Source organism: Pseudomonas sp. Root329, from assembly GCF_001424925.1.
GTDB lineage: Bacteria > Pseudomonadota > Gammaproteobacteria > Pseudomonadales > Pseudomonadaceae > Aquipseudomonas > Aquipseudomonas arabinosi.
Map to the genome: position 1 here is coordinate 216,881 of NZ_LMCV01000002.1, position 20,218 is coordinate 237,098.

21 protein-coding genes are annotated in these 20,218 nt (G+C 60.5%); 16 read left to right on the plus strand and 5 right to left on the minus strand.

Annotation, left to right across the window (positions count from 1 at the left end; all coding sequences use genetic code 11):
• Positions 1 to 113 precede the first annotated feature (113 nt).
• From ASC74_RS03970 to ASC74_RS03985, 4 genes are all read left to right on the plus strand, one after another.
• Positions 114 to 725: a LemA family protein gene (locus tag ASC74_RS03970; RefSeq protein WP_046055770.1), complete on the plus strand. Its 612-nt coding sequence runs from the start codon at positions 114 to 116 to the stop codon at positions 723 to 725.
• Positions 726 to 768: 43 nt separating this feature from the next.
• Positions 769 to 1,524 carry a TPM domain-containing protein gene (locus tag ASC74_RS32350; protein WP_056739377.1) on the plus strand — a complete coding sequence of 252 codons (756 nt, stop codon included), beginning with the start codon at positions 769 to 771 and terminating at the stop codon, positions 1,522 to 1,524.
• A 33-nt stretch (positions 1,525 to 1,557) separates the two neighbouring features.
• On the plus strand, positions 1,558 to 2,175 hold the full coding sequence (locus ASC74_RS03980; RefSeq protein ID WP_056739379.1) for a TPM domain-containing protein: 618 nt from the start codon (positions 1,558 to 1,560) through the stop codon (positions 2,173 to 2,175).
• 251 nt (positions 2,176 to 2,426) lie between these two features.
• Positions 2,427 to 3,641, plus strand: coding sequence for a class I SAM-dependent methyltransferase (locus tag ASC74_RS03985; RefSeq protein ID WP_056739381.1), 1,215 nt, complete (start codon positions 2,427 to 2,429; stop codon positions 3,639 to 3,641).
• A gap of 59 nt (positions 3,642 to 3,700) precedes the next feature.
• On the opposite strand, the gene ASC74_RS03990 is transcribed toward ASC74_RS03985, so the two are convergent.
• Complete coding sequence (locus ASC74_RS03990) at positions 3,701 to 4,606, minus strand: DMT family transporter (RefSeq protein ID WP_046046323.1); 906 nt, start codon at positions 4,604 to 4,606, stop codon at positions 3,701 to 3,703.
• A 288-nt stretch (positions 4,607 to 4,894) separates the two neighbouring features.
• Between ASC74_RS03990 and ASC74_RS03995 the strand changes: the two genes are divergently transcribed.
• From ASC74_RS03995 to ASC74_RS04005, 3 genes are read left to right on the plus strand one after another with little or no spacing between them, the layout of a single operon-like run.
• Complete coding sequence (locus tag ASC74_RS03995; RefSeq protein ID WP_008152949.1) at positions 4,895 to 5,476, plus strand: DJ-1/PfpI family protein; 582 nt, start codon at positions 4,895 to 4,897, stop codon at positions 5,474 to 5,476.
• Positions 5,477 to 5,490: 14 nt separating this feature from the next.
• The gene (locus tag ASC74_RS04000; protein ID WP_056739383.1) at positions 5,491 to 5,796 is read left to right on the plus strand and encodes a ribbon-helix-helix domain-containing protein; all 306 of its coding nucleotides are present in this window, start codon (positions 5,491 to 5,493) and stop codon (positions 5,794 to 5,796) included.
• 57 nt (positions 5,797 to 5,853) lie between these two features.
• Positions 5,854 to 6,198 (plus strand): YegP family protein, encoded by a 345-nt coding sequence (locus ASC74_RS04005; RefSeq protein ID WP_056739385.1) that lies wholly within the window; start codon positions 5,854 to 5,856, stop codon positions 6,196 to 6,198.
• A 166-nt stretch (positions 6,199 to 6,364) separates the two neighbouring features.
• On the opposite strand, the gene ASC74_RS04010 is transcribed toward ASC74_RS04005, so the two are convergent.
• Positions 6,365 to 7,384, minus strand: a complete 1,020-nt coding sequence (locus ASC74_RS04010; RefSeq protein ID WP_056739387.1) for a DUF4917 family protein — start codon at positions 7,382 to 7,384, stop codon at positions 6,365 to 6,367.
• Positions 7,385 to 7,540: 156 nt separating this feature from the next.
• Here ASC74_RS04010 and yiaY point away from each other — a divergent pair, with 156 nt between their 5' ends.
• Positions 7,541 to 8,689: an L-threonine dehydrogenase gene (gene yiaY / locus ASC74_RS04015; protein ID WP_056739389.1), complete on the plus strand. Its 1,149-nt coding sequence runs from the start codon at positions 7,541 to 7,543 to the stop codon at positions 8,687 to 8,689.
• Here the strand turns inward: yiaY and ASC74_RS04020 are convergent.
• Positions 8,686 to 9,852: an MFS transporter gene (locus tag ASC74_RS04020; protein WP_056739391.1), complete on the minus strand. Its 1,167-nt coding sequence runs from the start codon at positions 9,850 to 9,852 to the stop codon at positions 8,686 to 8,688. The genes yiaY and ASC74_RS04020 overlap by 4 nt on opposite strands.
• 21 nt (positions 9,853 to 9,873) lie before the next feature.
• The gene (locus ASC74_RS04025) at positions 9,874 to 11,109 is read right to left on the minus strand and encodes an aminotransferase class I/II-fold pyridoxal phosphate-dependent enzyme (protein WP_056739393.1); all 1,236 of its coding nucleotides are present in this window, start codon (positions 11,107 to 11,109) and stop codon (positions 9,874 to 9,876) included.
• Between the two features lie 239 nt (positions 11,110 to 11,348).
• Here ASC74_RS04025 and ASC74_RS04030 point away from each other — a divergent pair, with 239 nt between their 5' ends.
• From ASC74_RS04030 to ASC74_RS04045, 4 genes are all read left to right on the plus strand, one after another.
• Positions 11,349 to 12,257, plus strand: a complete 909-nt coding sequence (locus ASC74_RS04030; protein WP_056739395.1) for a LysR family transcriptional regulator — start codon at positions 11,349 to 11,351, stop codon at positions 12,255 to 12,257.
• Between the two features lie 106 nt (positions 12,258 to 12,363).
• Positions 12,364 to 13,557 carry a CaiB/BaiF CoA transferase family protein gene (locus tag ASC74_RS04035; protein WP_056739397.1) on the plus strand — a complete coding sequence of 398 codons (1,194 nt, stop codon included), beginning with the start codon at positions 12,364 to 12,366 and terminating at the stop codon, positions 13,555 to 13,557.
• The gene (locus ASC74_RS04040) at positions 13,554 to 14,480 is read left to right on the plus strand and encodes a hydroxymethylglutaryl-CoA lyase (RefSeq protein WP_056739399.1); all 927 of its coding nucleotides are present in this window, start codon (positions 13,554 to 13,556) and stop codon (positions 14,478 to 14,480) included. Before ASC74_RS04035 ends, ASC74_RS04040 begins: the two co-directional genes overlap by 4 nt.
• Before the next feature lie 202 nt (positions 14,481 to 14,682).
• Positions 14,683 to 16,014, plus strand: coding sequence for an MFS transporter (locus tag ASC74_RS04045; protein WP_056739401.1), 1,332 nt, complete (start codon positions 14,683 to 14,685; stop codon positions 16,012 to 16,014).
• Between the two features lie 79 nt (positions 16,015 to 16,093).
• On the opposite strand, the gene ASC74_RS04050 is transcribed toward ASC74_RS04045, so the two are convergent.
• The gene (locus ASC74_RS04050) at positions 16,094 to 16,582 is read right to left on the minus strand and encodes a DMT family transporter (RefSeq protein ID WP_056739403.1); all 489 of its coding nucleotides are present in this window, start codon (positions 16,580 to 16,582) and stop codon (positions 16,094 to 16,096) included.
• Between the two features lie 77 nt (positions 16,583 to 16,659).
• On the opposite strand from ASC74_RS04050, the gene ASC74_RS04055 reads away from it, so the two are divergent.
• From ASC74_RS04055 to ASC74_RS04070, 4 genes are all read left to right on the plus strand, one after another.
• Positions 16,660 to 17,601, plus strand: a complete 942-nt coding sequence (locus ASC74_RS04055; protein ID WP_177338827.1) for a LysR substrate-binding domain-containing protein — start codon at positions 16,660 to 16,662, stop codon at positions 17,599 to 17,601.
• Positions 17,602 to 17,610: 9 nt separating this feature from the next.
• Positions 17,611 to 18,027, plus strand: coding sequence for a fosfomycin resistance glutathione transferase (gene fos, locus ASC74_RS04060; RefSeq protein WP_056739407.1), 417 nt, complete (start codon positions 17,611 to 17,613; stop codon positions 18,025 to 18,027).
• 62 nt (positions 18,028 to 18,089) lie between these two features.
• Positions 18,090 to 18,728: a LysE family translocator gene (locus ASC74_RS04065; protein ID WP_033061380.1), complete on the plus strand. Its 639-nt coding sequence runs from the start codon at positions 18,090 to 18,092 to the stop codon at positions 18,726 to 18,728.
• Between the two features lie 85 nt (positions 18,729 to 18,813).
• A complete protein-coding gene (locus ASC74_RS04070) occupies positions 18,814 to 20,163 on the plus strand; it encodes a sensor domain-containing protein (protein ID WP_056739409.1) in 1,350 nt (449 codons plus the stop codon).
• The last annotated feature ends 55 nt before the right edge of the window (positions 20,164 to 20,218 follow it).

Below are 20,218 nucleotides of genomic sequence, written 5' to 3' on the forward strand. Positions count from 1 at the left end.
TTTAGCCCATTGGCTCGATGCAATCCAGTGGTGGCCGCAGATTATGCCCCAAGAGCCGGGTTCAAAGTTCGTAGGTTGTTTTTCAACGGAATGTGCAAGGGAGCGTCAACCAGATGAATGTACGACACCATTATCGGTCGAGCCTGCAGGTTGCAGCCTTGATGTTGCTGACCACGCTGCTGGCCGGCTGCGGCATCAACACGATCCCGACCCTCGACGAACAGGCCAAGGCCGCCTGGGGCCAGGTGCAGAACCAGTACCAGCGCCGCGCCGACCTGATTCCCAACCTGGTGGAAACCGTCAAGGGCTACGCCAAGCACGAAGAAGAAACCCTGACCGCCGTGATTGAAGCCCGGGCCAAGGCCACTTCGATCCAGGTCGATGCCAGGACCCTGGATAACCCGGAAAAACTCAAACAGTTCCAGCAGGCCCAGGATCAACTGACCGGTGCCTTGAGCCGTCTGATGGTGGTGTCCGAGCGTTACCCGGACCTCAAGGCCAACCAGAATTTCCTGGCCCTGCAATCGCAACTTGAAGGCACCGAGAACCGCATTGCCGTGGCACGTCGGGACTTCATCCTCGCCGTGCAGAAATACAACACGGAAATCCGTACCTTCCCCGGTCGCCTGTGGCACTCCGTGATGTACAGCGATTTGCCGATCCGCGAAACCTTCGAGGCCACCAGCCCCGATGCGGAAAAAGCGCCTCAAGTGAAGTTCCAGTAAGCGCCGCAAGGGGCTTGAAGCATCACCAAGGATGAGGTTGCCAATGCGTGTGTTGAAAGTTGGCCTGGTGCTGTTGCTCTGGGTGTTTGCCCTGACGGCCCAGGCTGCGTTGAAGTTTCCGGAACTGACCGGGCGGGTGGTCGATAACGCCCAGATGATCGAACCTGCGGTGCGTGAGCAGCTGACGCAACAGCTTCAGGCCCATGAAAAAGCCACCGGCGAGCAGTTGGTGGTGGTCACCTTGCCGGATTTGCAGGGCACCGACATTGCGGACTTCGGTTATCAACTGGGGCGCTATTGGGGCATCGGCCAGAAGGACAAGAACACTGGCGCACTGCTGATCGTTGCGCGTGACGATCGCAAGCTGCGGATTGAAGTCGGTTATGGCCTGGAAGATCGACTGACCGATGCGCAGAGCTCAGTGATCATCAATCAGGTGATCACCCCGGCGTTCAAGACCGGCAACTTCAGCAAGGGTATCAGCGACGGGGTCGCGGCGATGCTCGTGGTATTGGGCGGCAATCCGCTGGATGAACCGTCCACGGTGTATGACTCCGGTGGCAATCAGGAAAGCGACTTCGTCTCACGGCATCCGGGGATCTTCGTGTTTCTGGTGATGCTGTTCATCCTGACGATTTTCGTCTGCCAGATGCTCGGGATCCTGCCCAGCGGCGGCGGTGGCCGAGGCGGTTCGAGCGGCGGGTTCGGCGGTGGAGGTTTTGGTGGTGGCGGTGGAGGCGGGGGCTTCAGCGGCGGCGGGGGCAGTTTCGGGGGAGGCGGTTCCTCGGGCGGCTGGTGATCAAACAACAATAGCGAGTGGGCATTCTTAAACATGGCATTACTGACCGAACACGAACAACGCAAAGTCGCCGAGGCGATTGCCCGGGTCGAGCGCGACACCGACGCCGAACTGGTGACCGTGCTCGCGGCCCGCGCCGACGACTACGCGTACATCCCGCTGCTCTGGGCCAGCCTGCTGGCGCTGGTGGTGCCGGGTGTCGTGCATTACCTGACCGGCTGGCTGACCCTGCACAGCTTGTTGCTGGTGCAATGGATCACGTTCATCGTGCTGTGCCTGGTGTTCCGGATTCCGAAAATCACCACGCACCTGATTCCGCGCTCGGTGCGTCATTGGCGCGCTTCAAACCTGGCGCGCCGGCAGTTTCTGGAACAGAACCTGCACCACACGGTGGGCAGCACGGGCATGCTGATTTTTGTCTGCGAGGCTGAACGCTATGTGGAGATTCTGGTGGATGAAGGGATTTCGAAACGGCTGGACAACAAGAACTGGGATGGAATTGTTGCGGCGTTCACTCAGCAGGTGAAGCAGGGGCAGACGTTGCAGGGGTTTGTGACGTGTGTGGAGGCGTGTGGCGAGTTGCTCAAGGTGCATGTGCCGGTGACGCATGTGAGGAATGAGTTGCCGAATCGGTTGGTGGTTCTAGGCTGATCTCAGCAGCGACGCATCCCTTGTAGCAGCTGGCGAAGCCTGCGTTCGGCTGCGTAGCAGTCGTGAATTCAGGCGCTGCGGTTATTCAGGCAAACCATGCATACCGGTTTTACGACGGCTGCGCCGCCGAACGCAGGCTTCGCCAGCTGCTACGGATCGCACCGTTCGGGAAATTACCCGTGCCCTCACTCCCTATCCCCCCTAAAATACCCGCCATTCCCCGATCCGCACCGCCCGAGGCCGTTTTTCCCATGTCTGTCACCGCCACTCCCGCCAGCCTCGCGCCGGATCACCATGCCCAGTTCATCGACTTGCTGCAGTCCAGCCTTGACCAGAACGCCTTCATCAAACTGGTGTTGGCCAAGTACGTCGGCACGGAAGTGGACTTGCAGCGGTTGATCATCAAGCAGCTGACGGTCAAGGATCAGCCCTGCCTGTCCTTCGTTTACCGCTACAAGACGCGCGACATCACCAAGAATTTGCCGATTGCCGAGGGCGTAGCGACCATCGCCGCACTCTTGCCGGCATCGTTCAAAAATGCGCATTTGCTGTCGTTGACGGATGAAGCTCAGCTGGAATACAGCAAAAAGGGCAAGTCTTCGCTGTTCAAGAGCAAACCTCAGCAATTGCGTGAAGTGCCATCCGCTGAGCACAACCGCGAGAAGAACCGCTTCCTCGACCTGAGCCGGCCGTTCCTCGCCGACCTTGGCGTGACCAACAAGCAACACGAGCTGATCCCGGCGATGTCGCGCAAGTGGAAGCAGATCAACAAGTTCATCGAGGTCTTCAGCCATGCGCTGACCACGTCACCGCTGGCGCTGGACAAGCCGGTTCAGGTGGCGGATTTCGGTTCGGGCAAGGGTTACCTGACGTTCGCGATTCACGATTATCTGCGCAACACCTTGAAAGCCGAAGGCGTGGTGACCGGCGTCGAGTTGCGCGAAGAGATGGTGGATTTGTGCAACGCCGCGGCCGCAAAGCTGGAGCATCCGGGGCTGGTGTTCAAGTGCGGTGATGTGCGTAGCGTCGCGCCGAGTGAGCTGGACGTGATGATCGCGCTGCATGCCTGCGACATCGCCACCGACTATGCGATTCACACCGGTATTCGTTCCGGCGCCTCGATCATCATGTGCTCGCCGTGCTGCCACAAGCAGATCCGCCTGCAAATCCAGAGCCCGGCACTGCTCAAGCCGATGCTGCAATACGGTCTGCATTTGGGCCAGCAAGCGGAAATGGTCACCGACAGTTTGCGTGCGTTGTTCCTGGAAGCCTGCGGTTACGAGACCAAGGTGTTCGAGTTCATTTCACTGGACCACACCAACAAGAACAAGATGATCCTGGCGGTCAAACGAGCCGAGCCGGTTGATCCGGCCCAGCTGTTGGTGAAGATTCAGGAGCTGAAGGATTTCTACCACATCAGCGAACATTGCCTGGAAACCCTGCTGCGTTCCGACGGTTACCTGTGATCCTGTGGGAGCGAGCTTGCTCGCGATGGCGGACTGGCAGTCAATAGAGATGTTGAATGTCAGGGCCCCTTCGCGAGCAGGCTCGCTCCCACATGGGGCTTGACGGCCGTCTTGCGTCCCAACATCACGGTCACGATCACCCCGGCGGCAAACAGCCAGGTGATCGGCTCGATGTGTTCGCCGAAGAACAGCGCCGAAAAAGCGATGGTGAAGAAGATCTGCAACAGCTGGATCTGACTGACCCTGGCAATACCGCCCATCGCCAGCCCGGCGTACCAGGCAAAGAAACCGATGAACTGCGAGAACAGCGAGACGTAACCGAAGGCCCACCAGGTCTTGGCCGAAATCTCGCCCTGATGTTGCAGCGCCAGGTACACCACCGGCCCGATCAGCAACGGCGTCGACAGCACCAACGCCCAGCAGATCACCTGCCAACCGCCCATCTCCTTGGCCAATCGGCCGCCCTCGGCGTACCCCAAACCGCCCACGGCAATCGCGCCGAGCATCAGCAAGTCACCGGCCTGAATGCTGCCGGCCCCGCTGATCAGCGCATAACCCAGCACTAGCGCACTGCCCAGCGCGGCGCAGGCCCAGAAGGCTTTCGACGGTCGTTCGTGGGACAACCACGCGGCGTACAGTGCCACGCACAATGGCTGTAAGCCGTTGACCAGAGCACCGTGAGACGCCGGCAAGGTTTGCATCGCCCAGGCGGACAACACCGGGAAGCCGAGGATCACCCCGGCAATCACCAGGGTCAGGCCTTTGACCTGTTTCCAGGTCGGCCACTTCTCCCGGCGCCACAGCAACAACATCGCCGCCGGAACTGCCGCGAACAGCGCACGGCCCAGGCCGTTGAGCAGCGGATGGAGTTCCTGCACGACGATCCGTGTGAAGGGCAGGGTGAGGCTGAAGATCACAACGCCGAGCAGACCGAGGGCCATGCCGGTGTTTTCGCGCGAGGACATGATGGCAACCAGAATCGTGGGTGGCGGGAAGACCTTCATCTAGCCATAAACGCTGGGTATGCCGCTGTTACAGCTAGGCACAAAGATAGGCGTACAGTTTGAGGACGCCTTCGCGAGCAGGCTCGCTCCCACAGGGGAATGCATTCCAATGTGGGAGCGGGCTTGCTCCGGGCGGCGATCCGACGAAGAACGATAACGCCGTAGTAGCTGGTTATTACCCGACCCCGCAGATAAGGACTACTTTGAATACTCCTGCAGGCCCACGTATTTCCCAGAGGAGTCATCCCCATGGCGGCTAAAAAAATTCTGATGCTGGTCGGCGATTACGTCGAAGACTACGAAGTGATGGTGCCGTTTCAGGCGCTGTTGATGGTTGGCCACACGGTGCACGCCGTTTGCCCGGACAAAACCGCCGGTCAGACTGTACGCACGGCGATCCATGACTTCGAAGGCGACCAGACCTACAGCGAAAAACCCGGTCACCTGTTTGCCCTGAACTTCGACTTCGCCAAGGTCAAGTCCGAGGACTATGACGCCCTGCTGGTGCCGGGCGGTCGTGCGCCGGAGTACCTGCGCCTGAACGAAAAAGTCCTGGAACTGGTGCGCGCGTTCGACAAGGCCGGCAAACCGATTGCCGCCGTGTGTCACGGTGCACAATTGTTGGCGGCCGCGGGGATTCTCGAAGGTCGCGAGTGCAGCGCCTACCCGGCCTGTGCTCCGGAAGTGCGCCTGGCGGGCGGTACGTTCATCGATATCCCGGTGACGGAAGGCCACGTACAAGGCAATCTGGCCACTGCGCCAGCCTGGCCGGCGCACCCGAGCTGGCTCGCCGGTTTCCTCGGGTTGCTGGGCACCAAAATCACGCTGTAACGAGGGACCTTTCCATGTGCGAGCTCTACGTCAAAGCCGATCCGATTCTCTACGAATCGCGCTCCCGCTCGCTGCGCATCTGCGGGGTGGTCACCACCCTGCGGCTGGAGAATCAGTTCTGGGACATCCTCAGCGAAATCGCCGAGGCCGACGGCATGACCACCAACCAGTTGATCGCCAAGCTGTATGAAGAGGTGATGGACTACCGCGGCGAGGTGGTTAATTTTGCCTCGTTTTTGCGGGTCAGTTGTACGCGGTATCTGAGTCAGCGACGGGTGCAGTCACCGGAGTTATCAGTGGTGCGCGTGGTGGTGAAGTAGGGCAGGTTGGTCTTTACTCTGAAGCGCGAAACCTCTCAATTGCCAAGGAGAAAGAGCATGTCTGGATGGTATGAAGTGAGCAAAAGCAGCAATGGTCAGTTCAAATTTGTACTGAAGGCCGCTAACGCGGAAACCATTCTGACCAGCGAGCTGTACACCACCCGCGCTGCCGCTGACAAAGGCATCGTGTCGGTTCAGAGCAACAGCCCGAAGGATGAACGCTACGAGAAGAAAACCACCAAGGATGGCCATCCTTACTTCAACCTCAAGGCCGGTAACCACGAGATCATCGGTAGCAGCGAGGCTTACACCTCCACTGCCGCGCTGGAGAAAGGCATCGCCAGCGTGAAGGTCAACGGGCCGACCACGGTGATCAAGGACAAGACCTTGCCGGTGCTCTGAACACACCGACGATCTAATGTGGGAGCGGGCTTGCTCGCGAAGGCGTTGTATCAGGCAACATTGATGTCGACTGACACTCCCTCTTCGCGAGCAAGCCCGCTCCCACATTTGACCGCGTTCCCCTGTGGGAGCGAGCCTGCTCGCGATGGCGTCAGCCGCGTCGCCGCTAAACCTCGACCGGAACCGTCAGCTTCGGGCTGCCGAGCGCATGCGTCTTCGAATCAAAAAATCGCAACTCACTCCCGGTCCCTTCAAACACCTTCGCGTAATGCCGCTTCTGGTGCTGAATGAACGCCTTGCTGCGCGGATAAATCGAGATCGCCACCACCTGCGGTTTCGCCTGGCGCAAGGCGTGGATGATGTGGCTGTCCTGCTCACCCAGGGCATGACCGAACAGGCACAACCCGTCGCCATGGCAAAGTAACTGGTCGTAGCAGAACGACAGATAGTCCGAGCTGCGAATGGTTTTGAGCTTGTCCTGCGCCGGACCTTCATTGACGAACAGCGGCACGTCGTCGAGGGTCTTGATCGTGTTGTTGATCGCGAAACTGCCGAGCAGCGTGCCCTCGGTCGATATCAGTTTGCGCGCCGTGCCGTCCTGATTCCGCACCAGATGCAACCCGCCGTGCAGGTAAAGCAGCCGGGTTTTATCGGTCGCCGTGGCGCTCAGATCAAAGCTCGATTCTGCCCCCTGAAACAGGTCGCTGATCGCATCAGGCTGGTGCTGAGTCGCCCAGTAGTTGAGCAAGTCGTAGTTGGTGGTGAACACCGTCCGGTAGCGGCCCAGTTCCTGATTGATCGTCGCCAGTGTTGAAGGCACCACCAGCCGCCACGGGATGTGCACCGCGTGCACGGTGTTGATCAGCGCTTCCTTGATTGCGTAGTAACGATTGCGCGGTGCGGCAGAACTCACGGCCAGGGCCTTGTTGACCCGGCTGGTGGTTTTCAGTGCGCTGAGCACCTGCTCGAAGCTGCGCGTCTGCAGGGCGTCGAACACGCTCAGCTCGGACTGGCTCAAGGGTTTTTCTTCGACGGTACGGGCGTTTTCGAACAGCGAGTCGTAGCCGAAGTCGTCCCACACGGCGCGGCTGGCGCCGTTGCCCACCAGCAGGCCGCTGAACGAGGCGGTGGCGCGCAAGGCGTTCCAGTCTTCAAGTTGGGCATCAACATCCTGGAAATCGGTCATTGCGGTCAAAGTCTCAAAGCAAAAGGTCTGGTGGGCGGCGACTTTATCACGACCAAGACTTGAGCCAGATCAAGTTACTTAATGACCGATAGGTCGATCCTGTGGGTACCCGCTGGATCGGCGCTGCCGATTCGGCCTCAGCCAGGAGACTCGCTCATGAGCAGCACGTTTTTCATTCCCTCCGTGAACATCATGGGCATCGGTTGCCTCGACGAAGCCATGGACGCCATTAGCAAGTACGGTTTTCGCAAGGCGCTGATCGTCACCGACGCCGGGCTGGCCAAGGCGGGTGTCGCGAAGATGATTGCCGAGAAGCTGGCAATGAAGGACATCGAATCGGTGATTTTCGACGGCGCCAAGCCTAACCCGAGCATCGCCAACGTCGAGAGCGGTCTGGGTCTGCTGAAGGAGACCCGCTGTGACTTTGTGGTGTCCCTGGGCGGCGGTTCGCCCCATGACTGCGCCAAAGGCATCGCGTTATGCGCAACCAACGGCGGGCAGATTCGCGATTACGAAGGCGTCGATCAATCCACCCAACCGCAACTGCCACTGATCGCCATCAACACCACCGCCGGCACCGCCAGCGAGATGACCCGTTTCTGCATCATCACCGACGAATCCCGTCACGTGAAAATGGCCATTGTCGATCGCAACGTCACGCCGCTGCTGTCGGTCAACGACCCGGCGTTGATGGTCGCCATGCCCAAGGGCCTGACGGCTGCCACTGGCATGGACGCACTGACCCACGCCATCGAAGCCTACGTTTCCACGGCGGCCAATCCGATCACCGATGCCTGCGCACTGAAGGCGATCACGTTGATCAGCAACAACCTTCGCCTGGTCGTCCGCGACGGCAGTGACATGGCCGCGCGGGAAAACATGGCGTACGCGCAGTTCCTCGCCGGCATGGCGTTCAATAACGCATCGCTGGGTTATGTCCACGCCATGGCTCACCAGTTGGGCGGGTTCTACGACTTGCCTCATGGTGTGTGCAACGCGGTCCTGCTGCCCCACGTACAAAGCTTTAACGCGCTGGTTTGCGCCGATCGCCTCACCGATGTCGCCCTTGCGATGGGCGCCGATGTTCACGGTTTCACCCCGGAAGCGGGCGCCCAGGCGGCCATCGTGGCGATCCGCAGCCTGTCCAAAGACGTGGACATTCCCGCCGGTTTGCGTGAGCTTGGCGCCAAGCTCAACGACATCCCGATCCTCGCCACCAATGCCTTGAAAGACGCGTGTGGCCTGACCAATCCTCGCGTGGCGGATCAGCGCCAGATCGAGGAGATTTTCCGCAGCGCGTTTTAGGAAGTTTTACGACCGGGCGCGAGCATGACGCAAAGCATCGCGCCCAACGCCAGCAAGGTACACAACAGAGAAAGCGGCCATGCTTGCGGGCTCGCGATCAAACTGGCGATCCCGCCGATAACGGCGGCCATCAGTTGATGAATGAAACCGCTCAACGCCATCGCATACGCACCGCCGATCGGCGAACCGTCATTGGCCAGGGACAGGCTGACCGGATAAGTCAAAGACTGGCCGAACACCGCAACGCAATAGGGCAACCAGAACAGCAGCGCCACTGAAGTACCCGCCAGACTCCCCAGCAACATCACCGCGCTGCCGGCCAGCACCAGCCCTACGCCCGCCGTCATCAACCCGCGTTGACCGGTGCGAAGTACAAAGCCATTGACCCCCAAAGCCCCCAGAAAATAGGCCGCGCTGATCGGCCAGCCCAACAACCCGTATTCCACGGCCGACCAGTTGAACGGTCCTTGCAGAATCAGCGGCGCTGCGGTGTTGAACGCCACAATCACCCCGTACCCAAGGCCGCCGGTGAGGGCCGGCAACAGAAAGGCTCGATGACGCAAAATGCGCCAGTAACTCGGCCAGGCGGATGACGGGGCATTCTCCTCGGCCAGCACCGGGAACGTAACCCGGACCACGACCAACCCCATCATCAGACTCACACCCCCCAACAGATAGAAAATCGCTGGCCAGCCCAGCGCTATCTGGATGATCGACCCCAGGTATTGGCCGATCCCCAGCGCCACCACAAAGGAAATCGAAATCCAGGACAACGCCTTGGCCAGAAGATCACCGCGGAAACTGTCGCGGATCAGCACCCGGGCCATGACCGAAATGCCGCTGGCGCCAATGCCCTGAACCAGTCGAAACGCCAGGAACGATTCAAGCGTCTGGCTCAGGGGCAGGGCCAGATTGCCCAACCCGTAGATGCCCAGCGCGGCGAGCAGCACCGGTTTGCGGCCGATGCGCTGGCCCAGGCTGCCCCAGAACAACATCGGCAACGCCATGCCGATCAGATACACCGCCAGCCCCCAGGAAACCTGCGAGGCGTCGGCGGACAGATCCCGGGCCATGTCCGGCAGCGCCGGCAGGTAAATGCTCATGCCCAACTGGGCGAGGAAAACCGTGCAGCAGGTGACGAGGAGGGTGGTGCTGCTCTTCATTGAATCTTCCCTGATTTCAGTTCAACAGCCGATGTCCCGGCCTTGAGTGCGTAAAAGCTCGGTAATGAGTTCACAAAAGTGTCGGATCAGCGTCGGTTCCATGTCGGCGCGCAGGGTGATTCTGATGGCCGCCTTGCCTTGTGCGACCACCGGGAAAAACACGGCCGAGGTGAAGAAACCGTGATTGGCCAGTTCCATGGCGATGCTGTTGGCCAGCGCTGCTTCGCCGCAGTTGACCAATCGAATGGCCATGTTGCTGTTGTGTTGATCGGTGCGGATGAGGCTGTCGAAGAGCTGGATATTACCCTGAAGTTTTTCCTGTAACGCGGCAAATTCTGGCGTGCGATGAAGCTGGATGGACGCTCTGCCCGCGCCAATGGCTGCACTGTTCAGGCTTTGCGACCAATTGCTGGGGCCGCCGTAACGGGCAATGAGCCTCTTCTGCCGTTCATTGCCCAGCATCACCAGACCACCGCTGGCGCCAAACGACTTGGCCAGCGAGGCGACGATCAGGCAGTCATCCCCCAGGGTGTGCAACCTGGGGCGCACGAGGCCAGCGCCGAATGTTCCGACGGCGGACAGCGCGTGGGAATCGTCCAGATAGAGAAACAACCCATAGCGGTCCTTGAGATACAAAAGACTGTCCAGGTCTGCGACCCCGCCCATGCTGTAGGCACCGTCGGCGACATACGCGACGGTGCGGTGTTGCTGGCACTGCTTCTCGAGAAAATCCATGTCGTTATGAGGACAGGTCACGACCGTGGTTTCATCGGCGCAGGCGGCTTTGAGGTGATTCATCGAGTAGTGCGCCAACCGGTCGAAGACCATCACGGGAGGGCGGTTCTCCGTGAACACGCCGCTGGCCAGCAACGGCAGGATTCCGGCACTCGCGGCACTGCACGACAAGGTGCTGAGGCAGCTGGCGCCGAACAACTCGGACAGTTCGGTTTCGTACTGTTCCAGAATCGCCAGCTTGCAGCGGTTCTTTGAGTTGGCGACGCGCAGGGTGCCGGTTTCCCACAGGGTGTTCATGGCGCCGTCGAGAATGTCGGGATGGTGATCCAGGCCCAGGTACGACGTCGTGCAGAAATGATGAAACGCGCGCCCGTGTTGATCGAGCATCCGGTTGGCACTTTTGATTTCGACGTTGAGCCCCGAAATTTTCCCGGCCTCAGCGCTCTCCCAATCGTGATCGGCCAACGCGATGACTTTGCGGTAGTTGGTGTAGCGGTTTGCCGCCTGTGCTGTCTGGTCCATATGAAAATGACTTTCCTTGAGTGAAACGATCCATGGGGTTGTTGCAGTTCGTGTGTGTTTCCAGACTTTACAGAGCACGGCGGAGGCTTTGAATCGGCTGTTTCCGGTACGGCTGAGTGTTACAAGAGATTTATGTGTAGGGCGATGCCTCGTGATGTTGTGGGCAATTTGCTTTGCCGAGTCGCGTAGAAACCGGGCTATCCTGCCGACTCAGTCGAACAGAAGTCATCGAGCCCTCCATGCTGCAAAAAAGCCTGATCCGCCGCCTCGACCTGATCACTCTCCAGCTGTTTGTCGCCGTTCATGAGGAGGGCACGCTGACCCGTGCCGCCGCGCGTGAAGCCATCGCCGTGTCGGCGGCCAGCAAGCGGCTGATGGAGTTGGAAGAAGCGCTGGGCATCAGTCTGTTCGTGCGCCAGGCCAAGGGCATGACCCTGACGCCGGCCGGTGAAACCTTGTTGCACCATGCCCGGCAGATGCTGTTCAACGTCGAGAAAATGGGGCTCGAACTGGGCGAGCACAGCCACGGTATTCGCGGCTATGTGCGGATGCTCGCCAACCTGTCGGCGATCATTCAGTTTCTGCCCGAAGACCTGCGAGACTTTTCCGAGCGTCATCCTCAGGTCAAGACCGACCTTGAAGAGCGCCCCAGCAGCGGGGTGATTCAGGGTGTGCTGGATGGCGTGGCGGACCTGGGGATCTGCTCCAGTGACAGCGACGTCAAAGGTTTGCACAGCGTGCTTTATCGACAGGACAAACTGATGGTGTTGATGCTGCCCGATCATCCGCTGGCGAGTCGTTCCAGCCTGGCCTTCGCCGATACGCTGGACAGCGATTACGTCGGTCTGCACTCCGCCAGTTCGATCAATATGCGAACCCACGCGGCCGCGCGCCAGGCCGGCAAAGTGTTGCGGTTACGGATTCATGTACCGGGTTTCGACGCCATGTGCCGGATGGTTCAGGCCAACATGGGCATCGGCATCCTGCCGCAAAAGGCCTATGAACTGTTTGGTCGGGCGCTGGGCTTGCACGCGGTGCCGTTGACGGATGACTGGTCGGATCGCGCGTTGGTTCTGGTGGTGCGCGATGAAGCGGCGCTGTCGCCGGTGAGCCGGATGTTGTTTGAGCAGTTGCGTGGGGTGGTCTGAGCGTTCGCGTTTCGCGAACGCTCGTTGCCAACTGAAGGTTGGATTCCAGCCCCCGTGGTCCTCTAGCCTTGGCTCATATTCCAAGAACAACATGAGGTACCCCGCGATGACTGCCCCCTTGAGTGCAATCAAAGTGATCGAGATCGGCACGCTGATCGCCGCGCCATTCGCTGCGCGCATGCTCGCCGAGTTCGGCGCCGACGTGATCAAGATCGAAGCCATGGGTCAGGGCGACCCGCTGCGCAAATGGCGCAAGCTGCACGAAGGCACGTCGCTGTGGTGGTACCTGCAATCGCGAAACAAGAAGTCCCTCGCACTGAATCTGAAATCCCCCGAAGGCATTGAACTGGTCAAGCAACTGGCGACCAGCGCCGACGTGCTGATCGAAAACCTGCGTCCTGGCGCCCTGGAGAAACTCGGTCTGGGCTGGGACGTGTTGCACGCCCTCAACCCTAACCTGACGCTGGTGCGTATATCCGGTTATGGCCAGACCGGCCCGTACCGCGATCGTCCTGGGTTCGGTGCGATCGGCGAGGCCATGGGCGGGATCCGCTACACCACCGGCACCCCCGGTTCACCCCCGGCCCGGGTGGGCGTCAGCCTCGGCGATTCCCTGGCTTCGCTGCACGCGGTGATCGGTGCCTTGATGTCGCTGCTGCGGGTCAAGACCGGGCAGGGAGGTGGGCAAGTGGTCGATGTGTCGCTGGCTGAAAGTGTGTTCAACGTCATGGAAAGCCTGGTGCCGGAATACGACATGCTCGGCCATGTTCGTGAGCGCAGCGGCGGGGCCTTGCCGGGCATTGCGCCGTCCAATACTTACCTGACGGCCGATGGCGCCTACGTGGTGATCGCCGGTAACAGCGACCCGATCTACAAGCGCTTGATGGACGTCATCGGTCGCCGTGATCTGGCCGATGCGCCGGAGTTTGCCCATAACGACGGGCGTGCCGCCAAGAGCAACGTGCTCGATGCGGCGATCACTCACTGGACCAGCAGCCTGCCGATCGACGAGGTGTTGTCGGCACTGGAAGCGGCCGAAGTCCCGGCCGGGCGCATCTATTCAGTCGCCGACATCGTCGCCGATCCGCACTATCAGGCGCGGGACATGCTGCTCAACGCCGACCTGCCCGGCGGCGCCACGGTGAAGATGCCCGGCATTGTGCCGAAAATGTCCGAGACGCCCGGTGGCGTTAACTGGTCCGGACCTACGTTGGGCCAGCACACCGACGACATCCTCGCGGGGCTGGGCCTTACGGGTTCGGACATCGAACGGCTGAAAGCTCAAGGGGTGGTGCAATGATCACTGATTTTTCCGAGACCCTGATTGTTCAGGAAGTCTCCCCCCGCGACGGCTTGCAGATCGAGCCGACCTGGGTCGAAACCGTCGACAAGATTGCCTTGATCGATCAGCTGTCGCTGGCTGGTTTCAGCCGCATCGAAGCAGGCTCGTTCGTTTCCCCCAAGGCGATTCCGGCGCTGCGCGATGGTGAGCTGGTGTTCAAGGGCATCACCCGGCAACCGGGGGTGATTTACGTCGCGCTGATCCCCAACCTGAAAGGCGCGCAACGGGCGCTGGCGACGAGGGCCGACGAGTTGAATCTGGTGATGTCCGCCAGCCAGACCCACAACCTGGCCAACATGCGCATGCGTTGCGAAGCCTCATTGGCCGCGTTCGGCGAGATCGTGCAATACGTTCGCGGGACGACGGTGCGACTCAACGCCAGCATCGCCACCACCTTCGGCTGTCCGTTCGAAGGCAAGATCGATGAGGATCGCGTGCTGCAAATCGTCGAGGCTTATCAGGAGCTCGGGATCCAGGGCATTACCTTGGCCGACACTACGGGTATGGCCAATCCGCGGCAGGTTGATCGTCTGGTGCGGCGGGTCTTGCAGCGAGTTTCGCCGGCTGATCTGACCCTGCATTTCCACAACACCCGCGGCCTCGGTCTGTGCAACGTGCTGGCCGCTTATGAGGCCGGTGCCCGACGCTTCGACGCGGCACTGGGCGGGCTCGGCGGTTGCCCGTTCGCGCCGGGTGCCTCGGGCAATATTTGCACTGAAGATTTGGTCAACCTGTGCGATGAGATCGGCATTCATACCGGCATCGATCTGCCGCTGTTGCTGCAATTGTCGCGAGGGTTACCCGCGCTGCTGGGCCACGAAGTGCCCGGTCAGCTGGCCAAGGCTGGACGCAATTGTGATCTGCATCCAAGCCCTTCCTGACCACACCGAATCCCCTGTGGGAGCGGCGGTGCGGCGATCCGACTTGCTCGCGAAGGCGGCGTGTCAGTCGACATCAATGCTGAATGTCAGACCGCATTCGCGAGCAAGCCCGCTCCCACAGTAAAAGCATTCATCCCCGAGCCTCTCAACCAGACAACAAAAACAATCGGACACCCACGGGCAGTCCGCCTGGAGAACCATCATGAGCCTTAATGTACTGGAGGCGGGCGCGAGCCCGTCCGTTAGCCACGACGAAGAAAAAGCCCTGGTCAGCAAAGTCGCCTGGCGCCTGATGCCGTTGATCATGGTCTGCTACCTGTTCGCGTTTTTCGACCGCATCAACATCAGCTTCGCCAAGTTCCAGCTGCAGACCGACCTGAGCCTGAGCGACACCGCTTACGGCCTCGGCGCCGGGTTGTTCGTGGTCGGTTACGTGATCTTCGAAGTGCCGAGCAACATGATGCTGTACAAGGTCGGCGCCCGCCGCTGGATCGCCCGGATCATGATGTCCTGGGGCCTCGCCACTGCGGCCATGGTCTTCGTCAACAGCGAATGGCAGTTCTACGCGCTGCGCTTTGTGATTGGCGCGATGGAGGCCGGTTTTGCGCCGGGAGTCCTGTATTACCTGACGCTGTGGTTCCCGCAGCACTATCGCGGACGCATCACTTCGATGCTGTTTCTGTCGTCGGCGTTTGCCGGTCTGGTTGGCGCACCGTTCTCCGGGCTGGTGCTGCAACACCTCGACGGTTTTATGGATATGCGCGGCTGGCACTGGCTGTTTTTGCTCGGCGGTGTGCCTTGCATTGGCCTCGGCTTGCTGGTGCTGACATTGCTCAAAGACCGCATCGAAGACGCCCATTGGCTGACGCCCTCAGAGAAAACGTTGCTGGCCAGCCGTATCGCTCAACATGAACCGCACAAGAGCGGCGGCTCGTTGCTCGCCGCACTGCGGATTCCGGGTTTCCTGACCCTCGGGCTGATCTACTTCCTGATTCAGGTGGCGTCCTACGGCTTGAACTTCTGGGCCCCACAACTGATTCGCAGCGCGGGCACCGAGAGCCCGGTGATGATCGGTTTGCTGACCGCCATCCCTTACATCTGCGGCGCCATCAGCATGGTGGTGATCGGGCGGTTGTCCGACTCGACCGGTGAACGGCGCAAGTTTGTCGCAGGTCTGGTCGCGGTGGGCGCGGTGGGGTTCTTCTGTGCAGGGATTTTCGCTAACCACACGACCTTCCTGATTGTCGCGCTGGGCTTGCTTGGTGCCGGGATCATCGCGTCTATCCCGAGCTTCTGGACTCTGCCGCCAAAACTGCTGGCCGGTGCTGGCGCAGGGGCCGCTGGCGGGATAGCAGTGATCAACACCCTCGGCCAGTTCGGCGGCATCGTCAGCCCGGTGATGGTGGGGCGGATCAAAGACCTGACGGGCAGCACCACGCCGGCGCTGTATGTCATCGGCGTCGCGGCACTGATCGCCGTCGCGCTGCTGATGTGGGGGTTGCCGCAGAAGCTGCGCACGCTCGACAAGTTTTAAAAGTTTCGCAGGCTACCCCAGCCCCTACATGGACCACGCATCCCTGTAGGAGTTGGCGCAGCCTGCGATCTTTTGATCTTCAAGACGTCGCAATAATCGCCTTTGCCGGCGAAGTATCGAACTGAATCAACACCACTCCAGCCATTAACAACACCGCCCCAAGCACCCGCGGCAACGTCATCTCCCGCTCCACCAACCCAAACCACCCGAAGTGATCCAGCACCAGCGAAGCAACCACCTGTCCCGCCAGCGCCAAAGCAATAAACCCCGATGCCCCGAGTTTGGGCAGCAACATCAGCGCCAACGAAATAAAGCACACCCCAAACGCACCGCCGGCCCACATCCACAACGGCGCCTTGCTGATGAACGCCAGCGACGGCAACGGCAAGCGCAGCGCCAACATAACCGGCAACAACACCACAATACTCACCAACAACGACGCGAGGGTCGCCCACAACGGATGGCCCAAACCACGCCCGAGGTTGGCGTTGATCGCGCTTTGAAAAGGCACCACCGCTCCGGCTATCACGGCCAGCAGCAACAGCCCGGCCCAATGCAACGTACTCATGATGAATCTCCAACAGGTTTTGCTGGACTCTAGAGTATTCGTCGCGCAGATTTAAATTCCAAATAGCTATTCAGAACATGCATCAGATGAATGATCTTCGGCGCGTCGACCTCAATTTGCTGGTGATCCTCGACGCCTTGCTCAGCGAGCAACACGTGACCCGTGCCGCCGAGCGCCTGCACCTGAGTCAGCCGGCCGTCAGTCATGCCTTGGCGCGGTTGCGTGATCTGCTCGGCGATCCTTTGCTGGTCCGGGCGGGCGCCAACCTCGTGCCAACCCCGCGAGCCCTGGAGTTGATGGCGCCTTTGACCGAAACCCTGGCTCAGGTGCAATCGCTGCTGGCGCCGAATACCTTCGATCCGGCCACCGCCAAGCGCACGTTCCGACTGGCGATGTCCGACTATGGCGCTGCAATCGTTCTGCCGGGGTTGATCCGGACCTTGCGCCGGGAAGCTCCGGGCATCGATCTGCAAATCAGCCATGCCAGCCGCGAAGGCATGCTCGAGGGGGTGCTCAACGGCGACATCGACGTGGCGGCAGGCGTCTTTCCAGAGTTGCCGAACGAGTTGCGCAGCACGCCGCTGTTTGAAGAGCACTACGCCTGTCTGGTCGACCGCAACAGCCTGCCCGCCGATGGCGTACTTGACCTGCCAACCTACCTCGCCCGACCCCACGTCCTGCTGGAAATGCGCGGCAGCGGCACCCCGGAAATAGAACGGGCCCTGACAGCCCTGCGTGAGCGCCGTCGCGTGGCGATCAGCCTGCCGCACTGGAGCGTCGCTCCGGAATTCATCAGTGGCACCGACCTGATCCTCACCGTCGCTTCCCGGGGGTTGCTCAATATCGATGAGCAGTCGTTGATCGTGGTTCCGCCGCCGTTTCATATTCCGTCGTTTACGTTTGTGTTGGTTTGGCACAAACGGCGGGGTGGGGATCAGGCGTTGAACTGGTTGAATGGGCGGATTGGGGAGGGGATAGTGCGTGGCGACCAAACCACTGGCTCATCAATTAACGATTGAGGTAAAAAATTGCTCACTGGCCTCAACCACCTGACCCTCGCCGTCACCGACCTGAACCGCAGCGTGGCGTTCTATCACGATCTGCTGCAACTTCAGCTTGAAGCCACGTGGGACACCGGCGCCTACCTCTCACTGCCGGGGCTCTGGCTGTGCCTTTCCCTCGATCCACTGCGCAACTCCGAACCCGCCGCCGATTACACCCATTTCGCCTTTAGCATTAACGCAACAGACTTCCCACTCTTCGTCGAACGCCTGCGATCCGCCGACGTCCAGGAATGGCGTGATAACCGGAGCGAAGGCGCATCCTTCTATTTCCTCGACCCGGACGGCCACAAGCTCGAAGCCCATGTTGGCGATCTGGCGTCACGACTGACGGCCTGCCGGCAGCGGCCCTATGCGGGAATGAAGTTCTTCGACGATCTGTAAGTCGGGTTCCGGGAACCTGAGATAGACTTGCGTGCATTCACCCCGGTTCAACAGGACTTCCAATGACCCCATCGCTGCTAATGGCTGTTCTCGCCTCGGGCTTTATCTACGGCATCACGCCGGGGCCGGGTGTGTTGGCGGTGTTCGGCATCGGTGCGGCGCGTGGTCGGCGGGCCGGGGCGGGGTTCCTCTGCGGGCATTTGCTGGGGGATGTGGTCTGGTGCAGCACTGCGCTGATCGCGATTGTCGGTGCGCGGGAAATCGGCAGCACCGCGTTCGATGTGCTGGGTGTGCTCAGTGGGCTGTATCTGTTCTGGCTCGGTCTGCGCGCGGTTCGCGCTCGTCGCAGCAGTGTCGAAGCGCCACAGGGCCCGGCGCGGCAGCCGTTCTGGCACGGCATTCTGTTTGGCCTGACCAATCCGAAGGCTTACCCGGTGGCGGTAGCGACTTTTACGGCGCTGCTGTCCAGCCGTGCCGAATTGCTGCATTGGTCGATGCTGCCGTGGCTGATTGTCCTGAGCTTCGTTGGTGGCCTTATGGCCTACGCTATCCTCATTGGCATTGTCGGCGCGCGGCAGGTGCGCAGCTTGTACCAGCGCCATGAGCTGTTGATCACCCGGTTGTGTGGGGTGATGTTTATCGGTTTCGCCATCAACGCCCTGGCGCATGCATTGCCGGGGTTGGTGACGAACAAGGCGTGAGGCTGATTGCAAGGAAGCGTCAGACGTACTGAGGGGGCAGGGAAGGTTCTTTATTGCTGCATTGTCCGGACACGCTCACCGCACTATGGCAACCAGAAATTCCGCGCCGTTGGCGAGCTTTATCGATCTCTTGCTGGACGCAGTCTGTGCGGTCGACAAACAAGGTCGCTTCGTATTTGTCAGCGCGGCCTGCGAGCGTATCTTCGGTTATACCCCCGAAGAGCTGATCGGCCAGCCGATGATCGACCTGGTGCACCCCGCTGATCGTCAGCGCACCCTCGATGCCGCGCGGGAGATCATGGGCGGCGACCCCAAGCTCAATTTCGAAAACCGCTACCTGCGCAAAGATGGCCGCGTGGCGCACATCCTCTGGTCGGCGCGCTGGTCGGAGGTCGACCAACTGCGCATCGCCGTGGCGCGCGACATCACTGAGCGCAAGCAGGCCGAATCCCGGCAAGCGGCGTTGTATGCGATCTCCGAAGCGGCCCACGCGGCGGAAGATTTACTGGCGCTGTTCAAACGCATCCATTTGATTATCGGAGAATGGCTGCCGGCGCTGAATTTCTCCGTGGCGCTGTATGACGAACACTGTGCGCAGCTGAATTTCCCTTATCACGTGGACGACCTGGAGCCGCAACCCGAGCAGCCCGGAACGATCACCGGGCGCCTCTGCGCCGAGGTGATTCGCAGCGGCCAGCCGATTCTGCTGACACCGGATCAGGACAATTTGCCGGAAGGGTTTGAGGCGCTGGTCGCGGGACAGCATTCGCCTTGCTGGCTGGGCGTGCCGTTGAGTTCACAAAACGGCACCATCGGTGCGTTGATCGTCAAAAGCGTGCCCGGTGGTGAGCGCTACACCGAACAGGACAAGGAGCTGCTGCAATACGTTTGCGCCCAGGTCGCCACAGCGATTGAGCGCAAGCAATTGCATGCCAGGCTGCAGCGCATGGCCCAGTACGACCAACTGACTCAACTGCCCAACCGAGAGTTGCTGCGTGAACGGCTTAAAGACTCACTGACGCTGGCGCGGGCGGATTCCGGGCGTATGGCATTGCTTTATGTCGACCTCGACCGTTTCAAGGAAGTCAACGACACCCACGGTCATGCAGTCGGCGACATGCTGCTGCAAGCTGTCGCCAACCGGCTCAAGGGCTGTGTGCGCGAAACCGACACGGTGGCGCGCATCGGCGGCGATGAGTTTGTGGTGTTGTTGCACAGCATCCACGCCTCGGAAGACGCCGACAGCGTGGCGGGAAAAATCCGACAAGTCCTGGCTCAACCCCTGCGTCTGGACGGCCACAGTCTGATCATCCAGACGAGCATCGGCGTTGCGCGATACCCCGACCACGGCACTGAAGAAAAGCAGCTGTTCAGGCATGCCGATGAGGCTATGTACGCCGCCAAGCGCCAAAATCATCAGCGCCTCGGGGCCTGAAAAATCTGCCACCGTTCGTCGCGGCGATTTCAACTTTTCTAAACCTTTGCGGTGA